The 21,330-nt window shown below is 40.9% G+C and carries 17 protein-coding genes; 3 read left to right on the forward strand and 14 right to left on the reverse strand.

Annotation, left to right across the window (positions count from 1 at the left end; all coding sequences use genetic code 11):
• Positions 1 to 10: 10 nt before the first annotated feature.
• Positions 11 to 2,581, reverse strand: a complete 2,571-nt coding sequence (gene secA / locus BET01_RS00095; RefSeq protein ID WP_120194737.1) for a preprotein translocase subunit SecA — start codon at positions 2,579 to 2,581, stop codon at positions 11 to 13.
• 615 nt (positions 2,582 to 3,196) lie between these two features.
• Between secA and hpf the strand changes: the two genes are divergently transcribed.
• Positions 3,197 to 3,727: a ribosome hibernation-promoting factor, HPF/YfiA family gene (gene hpf, locus BET01_RS00100; protein ID WP_120194738.1), complete on the forward strand. Its 531-nt coding sequence runs from the start codon at positions 3,197 to 3,199 to the stop codon at positions 3,725 to 3,727.
• Positions 3,728 to 3,767: 40 nt separating this feature from the next.
• On the opposite strand, the gene trxB is transcribed toward hpf, so the two are convergent.
• Positions 3,768 to 4,694, reverse strand: coding sequence for a thioredoxin-disulfide reductase (trxB, locus tag BET01_RS00105; RefSeq protein WP_120194739.1), 927 nt, complete (start codon positions 4,692 to 4,694; stop codon positions 3,768 to 3,770).
• A gap of 195 nt (positions 4,695 to 4,889) precedes the next feature.
• Between trxB and ymfI the strand changes: the two genes are divergently transcribed.
• Positions 4,890 to 5,621, forward strand: a complete 732-nt coding sequence (gene ymfI, locus BET01_RS00110; protein ID WP_120194740.1) for an elongation factor P 5-aminopentanone reductase — start codon at positions 4,890 to 4,892, stop codon at positions 5,619 to 5,621.
• Positions 5,622 to 6,057: 436 nt separating this feature from the next.
• Here the strand turns inward: ymfI and yajC are convergent, their stop codons facing one another.
• From yajC to scfA, 4 genes are all read right to left on the reverse strand, one after another.
• On the reverse strand, positions 6,058 to 6,354 hold the full coding sequence (gene yajC / locus BET01_RS00115) for a preprotein translocase subunit YajC (RefSeq protein ID WP_120194741.1): 297 nt from the start codon (positions 6,352 to 6,354) through the stop codon (positions 6,058 to 6,060).
• A 56-nt stretch (positions 6,355 to 6,410) separates the two neighbouring features.
• Complete coding sequence (gene tgt / locus BET01_RS00120) at positions 6,411 to 7,547, reverse strand: tRNA guanosine(34) transglycosylase Tgt (RefSeq protein WP_120194742.1); 1,137 nt, start codon at positions 7,545 to 7,547, stop codon at positions 6,411 to 6,413.
• Between the two features lie 57 nt (positions 7,548 to 7,604).
• On the reverse strand, positions 7,605 to 8,999 hold the full coding sequence (gene scfB / locus BET01_RS00125) for a thioether cross-link-forming SCIFF peptide maturase (protein WP_120194743.1): 1,395 nt from the start codon (positions 8,997 to 8,999) through the stop codon (positions 7,605 to 7,607).
• Between the two features lie 133 nt (positions 9,000 to 9,132).
• The gene (gene scfA / locus BET01_RS00130) at positions 9,133 to 9,279 is read right to left on the reverse strand and encodes a six-cysteine ranthipeptide SCIFF (RefSeq protein WP_034599788.1); all 147 of its coding nucleotides are present in this window, start codon (positions 9,277 to 9,279) and stop codon (positions 9,133 to 9,135) included.
• 181 nt (positions 9,280 to 9,460) lie between these two features.
• On the opposite strand from scfA, the gene BET01_RS00135 reads away from it, so the two are divergent.
• Positions 9,461 to 9,820, forward strand: a complete 360-nt coding sequence (locus BET01_RS00135; RefSeq protein ID WP_120194744.1) for a TIGR04086 family membrane protein — start codon at positions 9,461 to 9,463, stop codon at positions 9,818 to 9,820.
• Positions 9,821 to 9,946: 126 nt separating this feature from the next.
• Here the strand turns inward: BET01_RS00135 and BET01_RS00140 are convergent, their stop codons facing one another.
• The 8 genes from BET01_RS00140 to BET01_RS00175 form a co-directional block, all read right to left on the reverse strand.
• Positions 9,947 to 10,414: a signal peptidase II gene (locus BET01_RS00140; protein ID WP_120194745.1), complete on the reverse strand. Its 468-nt coding sequence runs from the start codon at positions 10,412 to 10,414 to the stop codon at positions 9,947 to 9,949.
• A 77-nt stretch (positions 10,415 to 10,491) separates the two neighbouring features.
• Positions 10,492 to 11,895: an ATP-dependent Clp protease ATP-binding subunit ClpX gene (clpX, locus tag BET01_RS00145; RefSeq protein WP_408610142.1), complete on the reverse strand. Its 1,404-nt coding sequence runs from the start codon at positions 11,893 to 11,895 to the stop codon at positions 10,492 to 10,494.
• Between the two features lie 235 nt (positions 11,896 to 12,130).
• The gene (locus BET01_RS00150) at positions 12,131 to 13,570 is read right to left on the reverse strand and encodes a S1C family serine protease (protein WP_120194746.1); all 1,440 of its coding nucleotides are present in this window, start codon (positions 13,568 to 13,570) and stop codon (positions 12,131 to 12,133) included.
• 124 nt (positions 13,571 to 13,694) lie between these two features.
• Positions 13,695 to 15,590 carry an LCP family protein gene (locus tag BET01_RS00155; protein WP_120194747.1) on the reverse strand — a complete coding sequence of 632 codons (1,896 nt, stop codon included), beginning with the start codon at positions 15,588 to 15,590 and terminating at the stop codon, positions 13,695 to 13,697.
• Between the two features lie 36 nt (positions 15,591 to 15,626).
• Positions 15,627 to 17,045: an undecaprenyl-phosphate glucose phosphotransferase gene (locus BET01_RS00160; RefSeq protein ID WP_120195304.1), complete on the reverse strand. Its 1,419-nt coding sequence runs from the start codon at positions 17,043 to 17,045 to the stop codon at positions 15,627 to 15,629.
• Between the two features lie 98 nt (positions 17,046 to 17,143).
• Positions 17,144 to 18,133 (reverse strand): glycosyltransferase family 2 protein, encoded by a 990-nt coding sequence (locus tag BET01_RS00165; protein WP_120194748.1) that lies wholly within the window; start codon positions 18,131 to 18,133, stop codon positions 17,144 to 17,146.
• 1 nt (position 18,134) lies between these two features.
• Positions 18,135 to 20,327, reverse strand: a complete 2,193-nt coding sequence (locus BET01_RS00170; protein ID WP_120195305.1) for a glycosyltransferase — start codon at positions 20,325 to 20,327, stop codon at positions 18,135 to 18,137.
• Entirely contained in the window at positions 20,317 to 21,330 is a 1,014-nt protein-coding gene (locus tag BET01_RS00175; RefSeq protein ID WP_120194749.1) for a glycosyltransferase family 2 protein, read from the reverse strand. The genes BET01_RS00170 and BET01_RS00175 overlap by 11 nt, the downstream gene beginning before the upstream one ends.

A 21,330-nucleotide genomic window follows, 5' to 3' on the forward strand; every position in this document is an offset into this window, starting at 1 on the left:
CTATAAAATACTATACTATTTTACGTCCGCAGCACTGTTTGTACTTTTTACCGGAACCGCATGGACATGGATCGTTTGGATAAACTTTTGCCTCAATCTTCTTAACAGGGGCTTTACCCGCACTTTCATCCTTGTTGGTTCCTGTTACTTTGGCAGCAGGCTCTCTTTCCACTTTTTGCTCAACCCGGATATGGAAGAGAACTCTTACGGTCTCTTCACGGATGGCTGCTGTCATCTCATCAAACATCTGATATCCGTTCATCTTGTATTCTACCAAAGGATCTCTCTGGCCATAAGCCTGGAGACCGATACCTTGACGAAGCTGATCCATATCATCGATATGAGACATCCATTTATTATCAATCACCTTTAATAAAATGACACGTTCTATCTCACGAATCTGCTCTGCCTCTGGGAATTCTGCTTCTTTTGTCTCATAAAGCTTAATAGCTTCTTCCTTAAGCGCATGCTTTAATTCGTTTTTACGAATTTTTTTATCTTCTGGTATTGTAATTGGATTTAGAGAAATGACTGGCAGAAGGAGGGTGTTAAGTTCATTTAAGTCCCAATCTTCTGGATCCTGATCATCGGTAATACAAAGATCTACCGCATTCTCCACAATATCTGTCACCATCTTTAAGATGAAGTCACGCATATTGTCTCCGTCTAATACTTTTCTTCTTTCTGTATAAATGACCTCACGCTGGTCGTTCATAACCTCATCATACTTTAAGAGGTTCTCACGAATTCCGTAGTTGTTGGTCTCTATCTTCATCTGAGCCTTTTCAATGGCATTGGAAAGCATCTTGTGCTCAATCTCTTCGCCTTCTGGTACGCCAAGAGTATTAAACATAGTAACAAGGCGCTCAGAACCAAACAGACGCATTAAATCATCTTCCAGGGAGATATAGAATCTGGATTCACCAGGGTCACCCTGACGTCCGGCACGTCCACGAAGCTGGTTATCAATACGACGGGATTCATGGCGTTCTGTACCAATGATCTTTAATCCACCTGCAGCCTTTGATTCGTCATCTAACTTAATATCAGTACCACGGCCTGCCATGTTGGTAGCGATGGTAACTGCTTTGTGAATACCTGCATCTGCAACGATCTCAGCCTCTAGCTCATGGTATTTGGCGTTGAGGACTTTATGAGGAATGCCACGGCGCTTTAACATACCGCTAAGCATCTCGGAGGTCTCAATTGTAATGGTACCAACTAAAACTGGCTGTCCCTTTTTGTAAGCCTCTTCAACTTCCATACAAACGGCCTCGAATTTTTCCTTCTTGGTTTTATATACGGCATCTTCTCGGTCATCACGGGCAACGTCACGGTTTGTCGGAATAGAGATCGCATCCATGCCATAAGTATTACGGAATTCCTTCTCTTCTGTAAGAGCGGTACCCGTCATACCTGATTTCTTTGTATACTTATTAAAGAAGTTCTGGAATGTAATGGTTGCAAGAGTCTTACTCTCTCTGCGGACATTTACATGCTCTTTTGCTTCAATGGCCTGATGAAGACCGTCAGAATAACGTCTACCTGGCATAATACGTCCGGTAAATTCATCTACGATTAATACTTCATCATCTTTTACCACGTAATCCTTGTCCCTAAACATAAGATTATTTGCTCGAAGAGCTAAAATAATGTTATGCTGGATCTCTAAGTTCTGAGGATCGGAAAGGTTTTCAATATGAAAGAACTGCTCAACCTTTTCCACACCCTGCTCGGTTAAGTTTACTACTTTATCTTTTTCATCCACAATGAAATCACCGCTTTCCGTGATTTCCTCTCCCATAATGGCAGCCATCTTGGAGAATTCAGCAGAAGCGGCGCCGCGCTCTAACTGGCGGGCAAGAATATCACAGACTTCATATAACTTTGTGGATTTGCCGCTCTGTCCTGAAATAATAAGAGGTGTTCTAGCCTCATCAATCAGCACGGAGTCAACCTCATCAATAATACAAAAATCAAGATTTCTTAAAACCATCTGTTCTTTATAGATGGCCATGTTATCTCTTAAATAATCAAAACCAAGTTCATTATTGGTTACATATGTGATGTCACAATTATAAGCATCCCGTCTCTCATCGGAAGTCATGGAGTTTAATACAACCCCAACAGTCATACCTAAGAATTCGTGGATTCTTCCCATCCACTCAGAATCACGCTTTGCTAAGTAGTCGTTGACCGTAACGATCTGAACTCCATTGCCTGCAAGTGCGTTTAAATAAGCCGGACAAGTAGATACAAGAGTCTTACCTTCACCGGTCTTCATCTCTGCGATACGTCCCTGATGAAGAACGAGACCACCGATTAACTGAACACGGAAATGTTCCATATTAAGAACTCTACGTCCAGCCTCTCTTACGGTTGCAAATGCCTCTGGTAATATATCGTCAAGAGTCTCGCCTGCTGCCAGTCTCTCTTTAAACAATTTGGTGTTATTCTTAAGTTCTTCATCCGTAAGGGCAACCATAGTCGGACGGAGAGCTTCTATTTTATCCGCGATTGGATGAATTATCTTTAATTCTCTTTCACTATGAGTTCCAAATATTTTTTGAACGAGGTTCATGTTTCATTCTCCTACTCTTCTTAACTATATACAGCGTACAATCCTGTATATTGTAGCACTATCTCCTCTTTAATACAACGAATTCATAAAAAATTAACATTCTGGTAATAATCACACCACATTCTGCCAATTTGATTCATTTTTTCCACGGCAATCAGCAGCAAAACCGGAAACAATTATGGTTAACCTGACACATTGCACAAAAAACATGTTCGATTTTCTATTTTTCCACATTATCCACAATCTATAATCCGCTTTTCCCCCATTTTTGTCCCCACCGTTTCATCCCATAAATATGGAAAAAAACAGTTATACACCAAGTTATCCACATTATCCACAGTAATTCCCCACATATTCCCATATTTCCCGAGAAGTTTCAAAAGTACCTGATTTTTGTATACTTCTCATAAAATTTCATTTTTCGACGGAAAATTCCATTTTTCCCTTGACTTTTTTCAAGGTGCATTAATAGTTTTCCAATAAATTGAGAAAATATAAGTAGAGCCATTTCACAAAAAATTCACATCTATTATCTAAAAACTTTACAATCATATTGAATTATTCACAAAAATGTGCTATACTATGACCATCTCAAGAAAAAGGAGCTGATGACTTATGAATTTTATCATTACAGGAAGAAATATTGAAGTTACATCAGGGTTACGGGAAGCGGTTGAAGACAAGCTAGGAAAATTGGATCGTTTCTTTGCTCCTGCTACAGAAGCTACAGTAAGACTCAGCGTTCAAAAAGAAATTCAGAAAATTGAAGTTACTATTCCAGTGAAAGGACATATTATAAGGGCAGAGGAATCCAGCACAGACATGTACGTATCCATTGATCTTGTGGAAGAAATCCTTGAGCGACAATTAAAAAAATATAAGAACAAGCTGATTGACAAAAAACAGAATGTACTTTCTTTCTCTCAGGCGTTTATTGAAGACGAGAATGCCGGCGAGGATCAGATAGAAATTGTAAAATCAAAGAAGTTTGCAATCAAACCTATGGATGCAGAGGAAGCTTGTGTACAGATGGAACTTCTTGGACATAGCTTTTACGTATTCTTAAATGCCGATTCAGACGAAGTTAATGTAGTATATAAAAGAAAAGGTGGTTCCTTCGGACTCATTGAACCAGAATTCGAATAAGAACAATAGAAAGCAGCCAGGCAAAACGCCTGGCTGTTTTTTAGTTTACCTGAAGTCTTGTTAAATAACGTTCCACGCTTGTGATGGCATTGGCTCCATCCGATACAGCGGTGGAAATCTGTCTTAACTGCTTCGTACGTACATCTCCTACAGCAAAAATTCCAGGTACGTTGGTCTCACAATCTTCTCCTGCTTTGATGTATCCATGATCCATCTCCACCAAATTATTAAAGGCTTCACTTTGAGGATTGATTCCTACTGCAATAAATACTCCGTCAACAGCAAGCTTTCTGGTTTCTTCACTATCCGCATTCTTTAAAGTCAAGGATTCTACCTGATCTCCACCCTCGATCTCTTCTACAACCGTATCCCAAATGATTTCCACATTCTCCTGGTTGAAAAGCTGGGTCTGGAGTGTCTTTGCTCCTCTTAACTGGTTTCTCCTATGAATTAAGTATACTTTCTTACACATTCTTGCTAAGAAAATGGCATCTTCAATTGCCACGTCTCCTCCACCTACAACGGCGGCCACCTTATTACGGAAAAAGGCTCCATCACAGGTTGCGCAGTAAGACACGCCCATGCCAGTAAGCTCATTCTCTCCGATGACGCTTAGTTTCCGATACTGCGCTCCGGTTGCTATAATGACAGCTTTTGTTACATAAGTTCTCTCTTCTCCCACTACAGTAAACTGACCTTCCCCGGCTTCGATTCTAAGAATCTCGTCGTTGGAGAATTCTGCTCCCAGCTTTTCCGCATGTTCCCTAAACTTCATGCCAAGATCATATCCGTTAATGCCTGGAAGTCCAGGATAATTGTCTACTTCATAGGTATTAAGTATCTGGCCTCCGCTGGCCATTTCTTTTTCAATTACTATCATTTTAAATTCTGCTCTTTTTCCGTATACGGCGGCAGTAAGTCCTGCTGGCCCTGAGCCAACAATTACTACGTCATAAATGTCATTCATATTTATCTACCTGCTTTCTTGTTTCAATCTGAAATAACTTTATCTGTTCTCATTATATCTTACAAACTAGGAAGTATGCAATGTCTGATATAAGAGAAAAATGTAATGTATTAAGAAGCCTTTTTGACAATGTTGCATTGCCTCTGTCAATTTGGTAAAATATCCCTATCATTAATGAAAGAAGGAGGAATATTCATGTCCAGAAAAACGGTATTGATTACAGGCGCTTCCCGTGGAATCGGCAAGGCCATTGCTGTAAAATTTGCAAAAAAGGGATACAATGTAGCCATTAACTGCCTGCGCAACGAGGATCAGTTGCTACAAACAAAAAAGGAATTGGAATCCTATCAGATCTCCTGCCTTTCTTATTTAGGAGACATGGGTGATCTAAACCAGTGCCAGGAATTCTATGACCGAATACGAAAACAGTTTGGCTCTCCGGATATTCTGGTAAATAATGCTGGCATCTCCTACATCGGTCTTCTCCAGGATATGAGTACCGAGGCCTGGGACCGGATCATACGCACCAACTTAACTTCTACCTTTAACTGCTCAAAGCTTGCTATCCCTGGTATGGTGGAGAAAAAATCCGGGAAGATCATTAATATCTCTTCCGTATGGGGCGTTGCGGGCGCTTCCTGCGAAGTTGCCTATTCCGCCACAAAAGGGGGAATTAATGCTTTTACCAAAGCTCTAGCAAAAGAGCTTGCGCCCAGTAACATTCAGGTCAATGCTATCGCCTGCGGTGCCATTGATACGGAAATGAACCGCTTTTTAGAAGAAGACGAGTTAATTGCCCTTACAGAGGAAATTCCAACTGGCAGGCTTGGGAAAGCGGAAGAGGTTGCTGATCTGGTGTATCACCTTGGCTATAAAAATGCTTATCTGACAGGACAGATTATCGGTCTTGATGGGGGCTGGATATAAACCGACCATATTATATGTCGGTATGCCTTTATATTGTATCCAATGAAAGGCCTGCCGGCAGAATATCCCTTACGAATCTTGGAGTATACGAGTTTCCGTCATAGTGTTAAATTAACTTATTTCATTTATAATATACTCCTCTGCCACAATAACCTGAAAGGTCATAAATAATAGCCCTTTATTAAATCATATGTTGAAGTTCAACTGCTGGTACATGAAGTTAGTAATTACCAAAATACAATTTTATAAAATTAAACATTACACAATCATTATATGGCACATCTAGGATATTGTCAATATTCCTACCCTTAAATATCTAAGAAGTAATCTTTCTTGTCCTCCCTATGTAGAATCCATCTCTTATTATAATATTTTCTCCCTATAACTAAAAAAACGCCCGGAAAAAGAATTTCTTCTTCCGAGCGCTCTGCTTTTCTTATACTTCTGGCTTTTCAACCTCAACAACTGCTGATTTCTGCATAGGAATTCTACAGTTTTTATTATTACCAAATTCAACAATAACTGTATCTTCTGTCATATCAATGATCACACCATAAAATCCGCTGGTTGTAAGAACGCTATCGCCTACTGCGATATTAGAAAGCATCTCCTGCTGTCTCTTCTTTTCTTTCTTCTGTGGTCTGATTGCAATAAAATACATAAAGCCAAAGATTACTGCGATATAAAGAACCCAGAAACCCATGCCCATACTTCCGCCTGTTGCTAATAACATAACCAATTCCTCCTTATATACGATCCGCTAAATTCCTGCGGTATCTTGTCCTGCTTTTAGGATTGACCTTCTGCCATTTTGGCAAGTTTTCTTTCCTTATATTCCCCATAACACTGATTGTCAATCGCGTCACGAATCTCTTCCATCATTGTATTATAAAAATACAAATTATGCAAGACACTTAATCTCATACCCAGCATTTCTTTTGCCTTTAAAAGATGCCTGATATAGGCTCTGCTATAGGACTTACAAGCTGGACACTGACAGCCTTCCTCAATCGGTCTGCGATCTAGTTCAAATTTGCTGTTGAACAGATTTAATTTTCCATAGTTGGTGTAGACATGTCCATGACGTCCATTTCTGGAAGGATAAACGCAATCAAAGAAATCTACGCCCCGTTCAACCGACTCTAAAATATTAGCCGGTGTTCCCACTCCCATGAGATAGATAGGCTTGTTTTCAGGAAGATAGGGAACCGTCTCTTCTAAGATACGGTACATCTCAAAATGACTTTCCCCTACGGCAAGTCCCCCAAGAGCATATCCATCTAAGTCCATAGCGGATATGGTCTTTGCATGAGCGATACGAATATCTTCGTAGGTTCCACCCTGATTGATGCCAAATAAAAGCTGCTCTTTGTTGAGTGTCTCTGGAAGAGAATTCAGTCTTGCCATCTCGATGCGACTGCGGTCCAGCCATCTGGTGGTGCGGTCCACACTATCTTGCATATACTTTCTAGTCGCAGGGTGAGGAGGACATTCATCAAAAGCCATGGCAATGGTTGAACCAAGGTTTGACTGAATCTGCATACTCTCCTCCGGTCCCATAAAGATCTTATGTCCATCAATATGAGACTGAAAGTAAACGCCTTCTTCTTTAATCTTTCTTAATCCGGTTAAGGAAAACACCTGGAAGCCACCTGAATCCGTAAGGATAGGGCGGTCCCAGTTCATAAACTCATGCAGACCACCAAACTCTCTTATCACTTTATCACCGGTACGTACGTGAAGATGGTAGGTGTTAGATAATTGCACCTGGGTCTTAATGTCCCGTAAATCATCCGTGGAAACTGCGCCCTTAATGGCTGCTACGGTTCCTACGTTCATGAATACAGGGGTCTGTATGGTTCCATGGACTGTGGTAAGCTCTGCCCGTTTCGCCCTGCCATCCTTTTTTATAATCTTATAATTCATCGATTGTCCCTTACTTTTGTTCCTTGTTTTTAGTTACATGGCGGTAAGTTCTAAGGTTTAATCCTCTGCCAATGCAGCCTTGATCATGATGGAACATTCCACCCGTTTCTTTTCCATCTCACAACCGATATCGTATGCATCTGTGATATTTCCATGGAAGTTATAGGAATTGGCTGCGCAGCCGCCGCTGCAGTAAAATCTTGCAAAGCAATCTTTGCATTTATCTTTTGCATATACGTTGCAAAGTTTAAATTCATCACGGATGGATGTATTAAGCAATCCATCATCTACATTTCCAAGAAGGTATTCTTCCTGGCCTACGAACTGGTGGCAGGGATAAAAATCGCCCCATGGAGTGACTGCAAGATATTCAGTTCCTGAACCGCATCCAGAAAGTCGCTTTGCCACACATGGGCCTTGCTGCAGATCAATGTTAAAATGGAAGAAATTAAAGCCATTTCCTTCTTTATGACGTTTGATGTATTCCACTGCAAGGTTATCGTACTCTTCAATGATTTGAGGAATGTCTTCTTCACGGATGGCGTAATACTCATCTGCCTGAGCTACTACTGGTTCAATGGACATGCTCTTAAAGCCAAGGTCTGCAAATTCCAAAACATCTTTTGCAAAATCCATGTTCTCTCTGGTAAAGGTACCTCTGATATAATAATCCTTGTTTTCTCTAAGCTCTGCAAACTTCTGGAACTTTGGCACGATTAATTCGTAGCTTCCTTTTCCATTGCGGAATGGACGCATCCGGTCATTGACTTCCTTACGTCCGTCAAGACTTAATACCACATTGCTCATTTCCCGGTTGCAAAATTCCATGATCTCGTCATTTAAAAGGACACCGTTGGTTGTCATGGTAAAACGGAAGTTCTTATTATATTCTTTCTCTTTTGAGCGTCCGTATTCAACAAGTTGCTTTACAACTTCCCAGTTCATAAGAGGTTCGCCACCAAAGAAGTCTATTTCCAGGTTTCTTCGGTTGCCGGAATTGACAAGAAGGTAATCAAGAGCCTTCTTACCAACCTCAAAAGACATGAGAGCACGACGGCCGTGATACTCGCCTTCTTCTGCAAAGCAATACTGACATGCCAGGTTGCAATCATGAGCAATATGTAAACAGAGCGCCTTTACTACGGTCTTTCTCTTTTTAAAATCCACCACATAATCATGGTATACATCTTTTGAAAATAATTCGCCCGCATCAATGAGATACTGGATTTCTTCCAATGCCTCTGAAATTTCTGTTTCTGGATAAGTATCTTTTAAACGGCTTACTACTTCAGCCTCTACTTCACTTGAAAGCTTCTCTGGCTTTTCCATATCAGGAATGAATCCCTTAGCCGCGGAAACTGCGTCATACATTATAGCATCTACGGAATGAACGGCTCCGCTGTTGACATCCAATATAATATGGAAGCCATTATTAATATATTGATGAATCACTTGTATTCTCCTAACTTTACAAAAAGGTTGACCCTTGGATTAACGATTCCCAGACAAGCGAAGGAACCCCTACTGTCTTAAGACCGTAGGGGCATTAGCTTCTCTGCCTTATGGCTGTTCTATACAGTTTTAATTAGCGGTTGGTGTTCTCACAGCTCTGGTTTCCTACTGTACAGGATGTCTTGCAAGCAGACTGACAAGATGTCTGGCACTCGCCACAGCCGCCTTTTTTCATAGATTCTTTTAATGTACTGGAACTTAATGTTTTAACGTGCTTCATAAACTTACACCTCCTGTATTCACATAATTCCTTGCGATTATACCACATGTTATTTACCAGTGCAAGATGAATCGGCCTCGTAAAATGGGGGAGGATTGCTAGAAATAGGCCAAACTCATAGAATATCCTACATGCCAGAGGAATATACTAAACCATAAGACAAGATGTGAGGAGTAACTCAATGGAAAAATCAAAGCTTCAGGTCACACTTAGAAATCTACTCATCACTTACATACTGACCGGTATCCTGCTTGTTGTCCTAGCCTTGGCACTTTATAAATTCCAATTAAAGGAAGGCCAGATTCGCCTGGGAGTCAATGCGGTTTACATCATCACCTGTTTATTTGGTGGAATATTGATGGGGAAAAGTATCCGGCAGAGAAGATTCTTTTGGGGACTTTTGCTGGGACTGCTTTATTTCGTAGTTTTGCTCGCAGTTTCATTTTTGATGAACAAAGGAATTAATGGATCTATGAATCAGATCCTGACTACCATGGCTATCTGCGCAGCAAGTGGAACTGCGGGAGGAATGCTAAGTTAAGGATTAGGGAAAGTAGCCAATAAAAAATGCGTCTGGACCTAGCAATATTTGCTGGTTCCAGACGCGTTTTTTATTTATGAATTCCAATCCTTAATTGCTGTGGCTCATAATTATGGAAACTCTTCTCTAGCGATCACGTATGGTACGAATCAGTTCTACAATCAAATAAATGGCTGCACCTAGAAAAATGAAGATATCTCCCAGATTAAATACCACCTTTTTCAGCTTTCCAAATTGCAGACTAAAATAATCTACTACATAATGGCGGAACAATCTGTCGTATAAATTACTTACAGCACCTCCAAGTACTATGGCTAGGGCAAATTTGTCTGCAATTCTTCCTTTTGTTTTTAAAAGTCCACCTAGCATTCCTCCAATAAAGGTTGCTACTATAAGTGGAATCATCTGAACCACCTCGGGGCGATCTTTTAAGAAACCAAAAGAAAATCCCGGATTGTGATTTTTATACAGAAGGATTTTACCGTTGGTCCCTTTTAATTCTTTGGGGAACTGACTTTCCTCCTGTTCTTCTATGGAACTTTTTATGAAAAGGTCCACTGCTGCCAATAATACGATGACACCAATAAATATCATGACAAACACTCCTTCCGCCTTTATTATCTCCAACTCGCTGGACTTTTTATCCCTTGAATTGAATCTTACCCTTATACTTAACTTCTCATCTCTATAAATGGTCCACCCTTTTTATCCAGATAAGCTCTTGTAATAACGACAGAGCCGATACTTGGATCTTTGGGAATCTCATACATAATATCTAGCATAAAGTTCTCAATAATCGCGCGCAGTGCTCTTGCACCCGTCTTCTTCTTTAAGGCTTCCTCAGCAATCCACTCCAGAGACTCCTCTTCAAAAGAAAGTTGTACCTCGTCCAATTCCAAAAGCTTTTTGTACTGTTTTAATATGGCATTCCTAGGTTCCTTTAAAACACGAATCAACAACTCCTTGTTAAGAGATTCAAGAGTTACGCTTATGGGAAGGCGGCCTAAGAATTCTGGTATCATGCCGAACTTTCTTAAATCCTCATTGGTTACCTGGAATAAGATATTGGAATCCTTTTCGTATTGATCCTTTAACTCTGCGGAAAATCCAATGGAGGACTTTTCTTTTAATCGCTCTTTGATAATATCCTCAAGATCTGCAAATGCACCTCCGCAGATAAAGAGTATATTATCGGTCCGAACTGAAGTCATAGGAGTAAGTGCATTTTTCTGGTTAGAACCCACTGGAACCTCAACCGTGCTTCCCTCTAAAAGCTTAAGTAGCTCCTGCTGAACGGATTCTCCGCTGACATCACGGCTGCTGGTATTTTTTTTCTTCGCAATCTTATCAATCTCATCAATAAAAATAATTCCCCGCTCTGCCTTATCCACATCATTATCGGCTGCGGAAAGAAGCTTTGATACCACACTCTCTATATCATCGCCTATGTAGCCGGCTTCGGTTAAGGAGGTGGCATCGGCTATGGCCAGGGGAACATCTAAGAGCTTTGCAAGGGTTTTAACCAGATACGTCTTTCCGCTGCCAGTAGGACCAATCATTAAGATATTGGACTTCTCAATCTGTACATTGCCTTCCTCATCTATGATTCCCTTGTCTGCCAGATAAACTCTTTTATAATGATTATACACAGCCACAGAAATGACTTTCTTTGCCTGTTCCTGCCCAATGACATAATCATCAAGCTTCTGACGAATTACATGAGGCGCAGGGATATCCTTTAAGCTCATCTCTGGTTTTGATTCTTTATCGGAACGCTTTTTGATTTTCTGCTTCTTTGGTATATCAAAATCTTGACTGTTTAGCTTGCCAAGATCATTTAAATTCAAATTCATATATGGCATGTTGGGAATCTTACTTAGATCTAATCCACCCTGGGTCACAGAATCAAAGGCCTTTTGCATACAATCATGGCATAGATTCATGGAACCAGGCATAGCGATCATGGTTCCTGTTACACTTTCTGGTCTTCGACAGACGTAACAGATCTTTTCATATTCATCCTGATCATTCTTCGCATCTTCTCCATCAGAGCCATGGACATTGGTGTCTTCCATCTTCTCCTCCAGCATATCTTTATCGTTCAATCTATGTTCTCCTTCTATTTGTAATTATATACTCTCCACTAGATTATTATAAAGCATTTAAAACACTCCTACAAGTGCGGACAAGGAATTTAGATTTTTTTAATGAATGGTTGTGAAACGGTTTATATATGAAAATACCCCTATATAGGACATTTATAGTTCAACGTCCTATATAGGGGTATGATTAAAAAAACTATGGTTTATCTTAGCTTTGTGGCTGAGTCTCTGCAGGACGTGATCCAAGAGTGATATTTACACTTCTCTCTACATACTTTCCATTCTCAAGGGACTGAACCGTAACGGCCACAGTACTTCCGCCCTTGTAATATTTCAGCATATTGGTAAGATCGTCGTATGTCTTAATGGACTGACCATCAAATTTTGTAATAATATCTTTTTCCCGTATGTCAGACTTGCTGGCAGCGCCGCCTTCTACAATTTTGTAAATGAATACACCCTGAGGCATACCAAGTTGCTGACTGGTGGTTGCATCAATGTTCTTACACTGAATCCCTAAATATCCCTGATCTGCAGCAGTAACCTGACTTCTGGTTGTTTTTGTCATCAGATTGTCAATAATGGTCTGAGCTTTTGAAATAGGAATTGCATATCCCATTCCTTCTACTTCAGTAGAGGAATATTTGGCAGAGTTGATTCCAATGACCTCTCCCTGCATATTTAAAAGTGCGCCTCCGCTGTTACCTGGGTTGATGGCAGCATCGGTCTGGAGAAGATTCCGGTTTGTTCCATCTTCTGTCTGAACGGAACGGTCAAGGGCACTGATATAACCTACTGTTACGGACTGACCATAGCCAAGTGCATTTCCTATGGTAACGACTCCCTGGCCTACCTTTATGTTATCTGAATTGCCAAGAGATGCCATAGCAATTTTAGATAAGGTTTCAGCAGAAATATTCTTAAGTGGAACTGCAATCACTGCCAAATCTGATTCTGCATCCGTTCCCTTAATGGCTGCATCCACTGGCTGCTGGTCAATGAACGTTACCTTTAATGCTTCTGCTCCCTGTACCACATGGTTGTTGGTGACTATTAAAAGCTCATCGTCATTCTTTCCTACGATGATACCGGAGCCACTTCCTTCTCCTTCTCGTTGCATGGAACCGTACCAGGTCTGGCTCTCATAAACAACCTTACTGGTGATGGCTACGACAGACGGCATTGCTTTATCTACAATCCCTGATACATCATTGGTAGCAACGGTCATATTGGAAGCGTTGGTTGCCGGTACCGTTCCGGGAGAGGATACTGTTTCTGCTTTGCTAATATCAACGGATCTACTATTGCTATAAGCTCCTGCTGCCCAGTTGATTCCTACCATAGTACTTCCTGCAACAACACCAAACACAAGAGCACTGCTGATAAGAGCTGCTGCTTTTTTTCCAAAACCACGTTTTTTACGAGGCTTGGGATCTCTTTCAAAAGAAGTCTGATCCGCTGTTCTTTGGAACTGTTGTTCCTGATAATAGGGAACGTTCTGGCTGATCTGTGACTGCTGAAACTCTGGTTCTGGTTCTGGTTTCACTTCTGGTTCTGGGTCCCTCATTATAAAATCAGTTGTTGTGGATTCTTCGTTTCTATGATCCTCAGGATTTAATTTACCTGTATCTTCGTTTTCATTAAACATAAAATCTATCTCCTTTCACCTATATTTGTTATCGCTTTGATAATCACAGTTTATCAATGAAATGTGACCAATTTGTGATAAAAATATAGTTTATATGTGAAATGAGATAGATTTTTTAATTTTATTAATTAGACGGTGGTGCCGGTACTACAGGTGCTTCTGTATTTACCCCGCCTGGACTATTGTCTGATTGGGTTGGAGCCACATCTCCAGGGCCAGTTGTATTGGACTTCGTTGTTTCTGCCGTCGTATTCTGAGAAGCAGATGTAGTCTCTTTGCCTCCAGGACCATTAGAAGCCGCGGTGGTTTCTGTATGACCGCTTGATTGAGTCGGTCTTGTCTCTCCTGGTTTTGTTGTACCAGATGAGGATTCCTGGTTCTTCGTCTCTCCTGGCTTTGTTTCCTTCGTCTCTCCGGCACTGGTACCAGCGGTTGGGCCATTCTTAATTGGCTTGCCATTGGCATCAGTTTCATAAACGGTGCTTTCATGGACTGAGGATTCCAATGCTTCTGTCGTCTTTACTTCTTTGGTTTCATCCAAATCCTTTTTGGGCTTACCTTTATTTGGTTTTGAAGAATCGTCCACATACGTTCCGTCTTTATACATACCGGAATCTGCCGCAATTTTGGCACTAATCTTCTTTACCATATCAGACGGTTCGTAATTCTCTTTATCAAAAAGAAGTTTATGAAGCTCTGAAACATTGGTAACCAGGGTCTGAGGAATGACACTATCCCCCTTCTTTCCCATCTTCATATCGCCTCGGGTAAAGGGGAATCCACCAGTCTCTCCAATGTGAAATTTTCCAATGTCTAATAAAAGCTCTGTAAAATCACTAAATGTTAAGTTCGTTCCTACCTGTTCCACTTCCATTAAGAGAATTCGGTTTAATAATCCTAAGTCTGCCTTTTTAGCTTTCTCAAACGATTTTTGAATGACAAGACGCTGACGTTCTGTTCTTTGAAAATCAGTATCCATCTTTCTTAGTCTTGCATAGGCTACTGCCTGGACACCATCTAAGTGATTTAAGCCTGCTGACTTTAAATGAACCGAAGGAACATCGGTTTTTTTCACGGTTTCCGTTATAAAGCCATTGATATACTTAAATTCTGCCTTGGTGATATCTATATCAACGCCTCCCAGCATATTAATGCCGTCGGCAACTGACTTCCAGTTAAAGGTAACGTATTCTGAAATATCCAAATCAAGGTTTTTATTCAGGGCTGCCAGGGCTTGGGAGGCTCCTCCGTTGGCGTAGGCGGCATTAATTTTATTATAAGTAGTGCCTTCGTTGATATTTAGATATGTATCACGATATACGGATGCAAGTCTTATCTCTCCTGTATCACGGTTAATGTTGCATATCATAATAACGTCAGCATTGGTACCCTTGTTGACATTGCCGTCACGGCTATCCACACCAAAGATTGCAATGGTACGGAAACCGGTCATGTGCTTTTTCTGTGCATCAGACATCTCTTCGTTACGAACCTGGTTCTCATCAAAGTTATCTGGACGCTGCATGGACCCCATAATCCTAGCCACATAAGCATAGGAGAAAATAAGGGCCAGGGTGAAAATCTCTGCAACCGCCATAATAATGATCCTTTTAACTTTTCCCTTCTTGCCGTTTGAAGCTGCTGCACGGCTAGAAGGAGAAGGTTTCTCCTGGCGGGGAGCACGAGACTGTTGTCTGGTATCTCCATCTCCGATTACAACCTGACCTCGTGACGATGGCTGGCCGTTTCCCTTTGCATTCCCTGATGTTTGACTCTGACGGGATGCGGTCTGACCGGTGGAACCGGCCTTTGATGATGACGGTGCCCGGCGCACTGGCTGGCTGCCTCCGTTATCCCTGCTATTTGTATGATTTGCACCGCTGCTTTTGCGGTCTTCAAAATCTTCGTAATCGTCATCCAGATAATAATCTCCATCGGACGGATCTGGTTTTGAATCATAGCCGCGTCTCACCCTTTTCTTAGTCTCACGGTTTAACTCATCATCAAATTCATTTTTCATTTATTTAACCTCATCCTAATCGTGTCGTATCCTATATCAGTACGCATTTTTATTAATAAACCCTTTAAACATAGTCAAAAACAAAATTTTAAAATCGTATCCAAGGGTCCAGTTTTCAATATAATATAAATCATGCTCAATTCTTTTTGTAATGGAAGTATCTCCCCTTAATCCATTGACCTGAGCCCAACCGGTAATCCCGGGGCGTACCTGGTGCTTTATCATATATCTGGGTATCTCTTCTTTAAACTTTTCAACAAACAAAGGTCTTTCAGGCCTTGGGCCCACAAGACTCATATCTCCCCAAAGAACATTAAAAAACTGGGGCATCTCATCAATGCTTGTCTTTCGTATAAACCGCCCAATAGGAGTCACCCTAGCATCATGAGGAGTGGTCCACTTGGCCTTTTCCTCCGATGGAGCTTGTACCACCATAGAACGGAACTTATACATGGGAAACGTCCGGTTGTGTAGACCCACTCGTTCCTGCTTATAAATCAGCGGTCCCGGAGCCGTAAGTTTGATTAATGCTGCTGTCAAAAGCATAACTGGGGAAAACAGCAATAGTGCAACAGATGCACCTACGATATCCACCGCTCTCTTTACCAGTGCATTGACCGGATCCGTAAGTGGAACCCTTCGAATATTGACCACTGGAAGCCCCTGTAAGTCCTCTATAAAAGGTCTTGTGGGGATCATATTGTTATAATCTGGTATGAATTTTGTATGGACTCCTGATTTTTCACAGGAAGCCACGATCTTTTCTAAGTTTGCATATTCGTTGATACTTAAGGTAATGGCGATCTCGTCCAAAGAGTTTAAGGCAAGAATTTCATCCAAATCCTTAATTTTTCCTATGACATTCACGCCTTTATATCCGCTACCCCATTCTTTTTCATTGTCTAAAATGCCTTTGACCTGATATCCCCATTCTGGGTTTAAACGTACCCGGTCAATAAACCCTTCTGACGCACGGCTGTAACCAATTAAAAGAATGTGCTTCTGGTTGTATCCCTTAGATCGCATGGATGATAACATGCAGCGAATTAAATTTCTCTCTGCTGTCTCCAAAATTATGTTGATAGCAAAGAAATAAAATACCATTCTGGTAGAAAATTCACCAAAAAATGGATTTTTCTTAATCAGAAACAGGATTAATATAAATATGAGCACTCCTAATACGTTTGCCTTAAAAATATTAGAAAATTCATATCGTCTCTCTTGGACTCGTTTCGGTGCATAGAGCTGAAAGAAGCCATAAAGAAGCAGATAGATAGGCAAAACAAAAATAAGAGCTGAAAAAATGTACTGTGGTGCCAGGACATTTTTATCTGGGCTGAACAACCGATTGCCCAGTAAAAGAAAGAGCCAGGCAAAACAATAGGAAAGGATGATGACCAGTCCATCCAGTACTACATGAAATCCATTAAATTTTTTCTGATTATCCTTTATCATAGCAGCAAACCTTCCAATCGTGCATTGCACCATACTTCTCCATGATAATTTCCCGTTTATTATACATGATATGTTCTTATAGTGCTATAAATAATTTCTTAATAAGACCTGTCAATTTTTAGTTTTCTTCGTAAAAATTCCCAAACATACAGGAATGTGCCAAAAATCAACTCCCCTTCAATCTTTACATAGTTTAAAAACCGTGACGTTTGAAACTTGACCTTTTTCGTTGTATGGGCTGTTTTAAGGCCTTCTTTTAACCCTTCCAAATAGTCAGATTCAAATCCGATTTTCTTGAAAAACATGTATTTTACTAGTATTCCCAAAATAATAGGAAAAAGATTTAAAAGCAGTTGAAATAACGGCATATTCTTATAATTTAAGTAAATATTATTTCTGGCGGCCAGTTTTACCTTAAAGGAATTGTACTTGGAACCACTGGTGCCACTACCAACATGGTAAACCACTGCATCTGGACAATAAACGTTGTCATAGCCATGGATTTTTGCCCGGTATCCTACGTCAATGTCTTCCAAGTAGGCAAAATGAGCTTCATCAAATCCACCGATTTCATCAAATACCTCTCTTCGGTAGATGGCAGCTCCCGCGCAGGCAGCAAACACATTCCGTGGCTTTTTATATCCCTTACTACTTTGCCCAACCCCTCTTTGGTAAGCCCAGCCAAGAACGCTGTACATATCTCCTGCATCATCCATAAGTTCTTTATGGTATAGCTGAATCATCTTGCTGCTTGCAGAAAAAATATGCTTGGAGCTGTCCATGGTGCGTACCAGTTCCAAAACATAATCTGGCTCTGGTTCCGTATCATTGTTAAGTAAAATAACGTAGGGAGTAGTCGCCTTCTGGATTCCCACATTGACGGCGCCAGAAAACCCAGTGTTCTCTTTCAGAAAAACAGAAGGAATGTTATGTTCCTTTAGCCACTCCACACTGCCGTCTGTGGAACCATTATCCACCACAAGGAGCTCAAAGTTTTTATCACTTTGAGTCTCCAGTGCTTTCATACAAGGTTCCATAAATTTAAGTCCATTATAGTTAGGAATAATGATGGTTACTTTTTTCAACATCTCATACCTCAAGTTTATAGGGTTCTCCGATTTTTTCCTTTCGTAGGTCACGAAGGGCAAAATTGGATTTGCGCAAGGTTAGATTGGGATTATAGTATGGATCTCCGTTTCTGAGAATATCCGGCCATTTTTCAGAAAACTTCTGAATCTCACGGTTGAAACGAGCCACCTTTTCCGGTGTGTCCTCAAGTCCTCTTGATTTAGATTCATAATGATAGAATGAGGCGTAAGGGGCATAAACCACTAACTTTCCTAAGGAACGTACCTTCATACAATAATCAATGTCGTTAAAGGCAATCGCCAAATCCTCGGAAAAGCCTCCTGCCTGATCAAACGCGGAACGCTTGCTCATCATACAGGCAGCCGTTACTGCGCTGTAATTTCTGGCGCACATGACTTGGTTGAAATAACTGCTTTCTGACTTATGAAGACCGATAAAGGTATGACCGGCAATTCCTCCAAAGCCTACAACTACGCCTGCATGCTGAATGGTCTCATCGGAATAGAGAAGCTTTACTCCAACGATTCCCACATCATCTCTTTGACAGAACCCAAGCATCTCTGTAACACTGTCTGGATTTATAATCTCTGTATCATTGTTTAAGAAGAGAAGGTATTCTCCTTTTGCAAAGGTAACGCCAAAGTTATTAATGGCAGAATAATTAAACTCTTTCTCCCACTTCACTACACGAACAAAGTCAAACTCCTTTTGAATCTTTTCGTAATATTCAAAGGTAGCTTCCTCTGTACTGTTATTCTCCACAACAATAAATTCCAGGTTTTTATAAGTTGACTTTTCAATGATAGAACGCATGCAAAGATCCAGATCCTGAGAATGATCCTTATTGGGGATAATAACAGAAACCAGTGGCTCTCCCGTGATTTCAAAGGTGGAATGATAGATTCCGTAATCGATTCCTTTTTCTACGGATAACGCTTTTACCCCAATCCGGTCGTAATGAGCTTTCACAGCTCTTGCACCAGCATCAAAGGCGTACAGCTTGCTTTCCGGATTGCTGGCTGTTGAGTTTTGGTGACATCTCCAGTGGTAAAGAGCCTTTGGTACGTGATGGATTTTTCTTGCCTTTTCGGTACAGCGCAATATGAAGTCATAATCTTGTGCACCATCGTATTCTTCCCGGAATCCACCCACTTCTAACAAAAGCTCATGGTTTACCACAAACAAATGGCAGATATAATTGACGCTGTTTAAAAGGTCTGGATTAAAATCCGGCTTAAAGTGAGGTTCAAATAATTCTCCACCGTCTATATCAAGCTTATCTTCATCGGTATATACCACATCTATCTCAGGATCGGAATTAATGGCTTTTACGCATTCATACAAAGCATCTGGAGCCAGGGTATCATCGTGATCCGCTAATACAATGAAATCTCCAGTCGCCATCTCAATGGCGGCATTGGTATTTCCTGCTATTCCTTTATTCTCTCCAATAATTACATAGCGGATTCTTTCATCCTTTAAGGCATAGCGCTTTAACACTCGTTCTGCACTTTCTCCTCTTGGACTTCCGTCCGCGATGCACACTTCCCAGTTTCCATAGGTCTGGGCCAACAGAGAATCAAGCATAGCAGCCATAAAACGCTCTGGTGTCTTAAAGGCAGGTATTACCACAGACATCTTTGGCTTGTAATCAAAGACTTCTTTTCTCTGGTTTTCCAGTTCTTCTTCCGTGGGTTTAGTCAGTTCGTACCACTCTGGATAATCGTAATCGCTGTCAATCCCCTGAAGCTTGTGTCTGGATTTAATTAGAAATGCCTTCAACCCATTTTCCTTTAAAAAGTCAGCCGCAGACTGTAAGGTCTGTACATTCATCATGCCTTTTAGCTTCATCGTCTTTTTATGAGCGGAGCTGTTCTGCTTTTCGATGCTCTGGGCGTTAAGTTTTACTTTTACGCTTTTTCCCTCGCATTCGATTACTAGAAAACGATCCTCATTGTCTTCCCTGTTATAAGGGATTCTGATATCAAAGCCAAGATCCTTTTCTGTCACTTCCTTAAAATAAATCTGGCTTACATCATCTCTGCGGACCGGAACATACTTAAATTCCACCTCTTTTTCCTGACCATCAAGTACCTTTACGGAAACTTTAGAACCAGGAGTTTTTCCGATTACCCATCCGTTTAACACAATGGAATTTTCACGGATACGTGCTACATCTATCTTATATTTCATCTCTGTTACCATCCTCCATGGAGGCTGCTGTCAAAAGCATATCCTCCTCCGGGCCATATTCTTTTCCGGATGTAAAATTAATTCGCTCTTCTTCTATGACAAGAGGGCGTTTCATGATGCGGGCATTGATGGAAAGAATGTATTCTCCCACCATACCGATAAAAAAGATCTGTACGGATCCAAGAAAACACATGCCGATCAAAAGGGGAGCCATACCAGCAGGGAAACGATCCCAATACATCAGCTTCATGATGAGATAAATCAAAGCCACCAACATACTTGCAAAGGAACAGACGCTTCCAAAGATGGTAGCAATTCGAAGTCCTACCTTTGTATAGGATGTAATGCTTAACATGGCAGCATCATAAAGCCGATAAAAGTTATTGCTGGTGATTCCAGCTCGTCTCTTTGGCTGTTCGTATGGGACCTCTTTACGCCTGAAGCCAAGTTCTGCCACAATTCCCCTAAGAAACGGAGTAGGGTCGTCAAGCTCTCTTAATACTTTGATGAATTTTGCGTCATAAAGACCAAACCCGGTAAAATGCTCAATCTGTTCCACATCAGAAAGCTTTTTGATGAATTTATAATAACAGCTTCTAAGCCAGTACATGATCTTGTTTTCTTTACTGGATTTCTTAATTCCAATGACAATCTTATAGCCATTCTCCCATTCCTTTACATAACTTGGGATCATCTCCACTGGGTCCTGAAAATCTGCCGCCATTAAAATGGTGGCATCTCCGGTTGACTGGAGCATGGCGTAATAGGGAGAATTGAACTGACCAAAGTTCTTGGCATTGAAAATACCTTTCACTCCTGGGTCAGCCGCGCATAGTCTTCTAACAATCTCTCTTGTCCTGTCCTTGGAATCATTGTCTATATATATAATTTCATAACGATAATCCGGCAATTCCTTAAGGAAGGTACCAGATATTGCCTGATATAAGGCTTCCACATTTTCTTCTTCATTGTAGCAGGGAACTACGATGCTAATTGTTTTCAT

The sequence above is a fragment of the Lacrimispora algidixylanolytica genome, from assembly GCF_003609635.1.
In the GTDB taxonomy this organism is placed as follows: Bacteria; Bacillota; Clostridia; order Lachnospirales; family Lachnospiraceae; genus Lacrimispora; species Lacrimispora algidixylanolytica.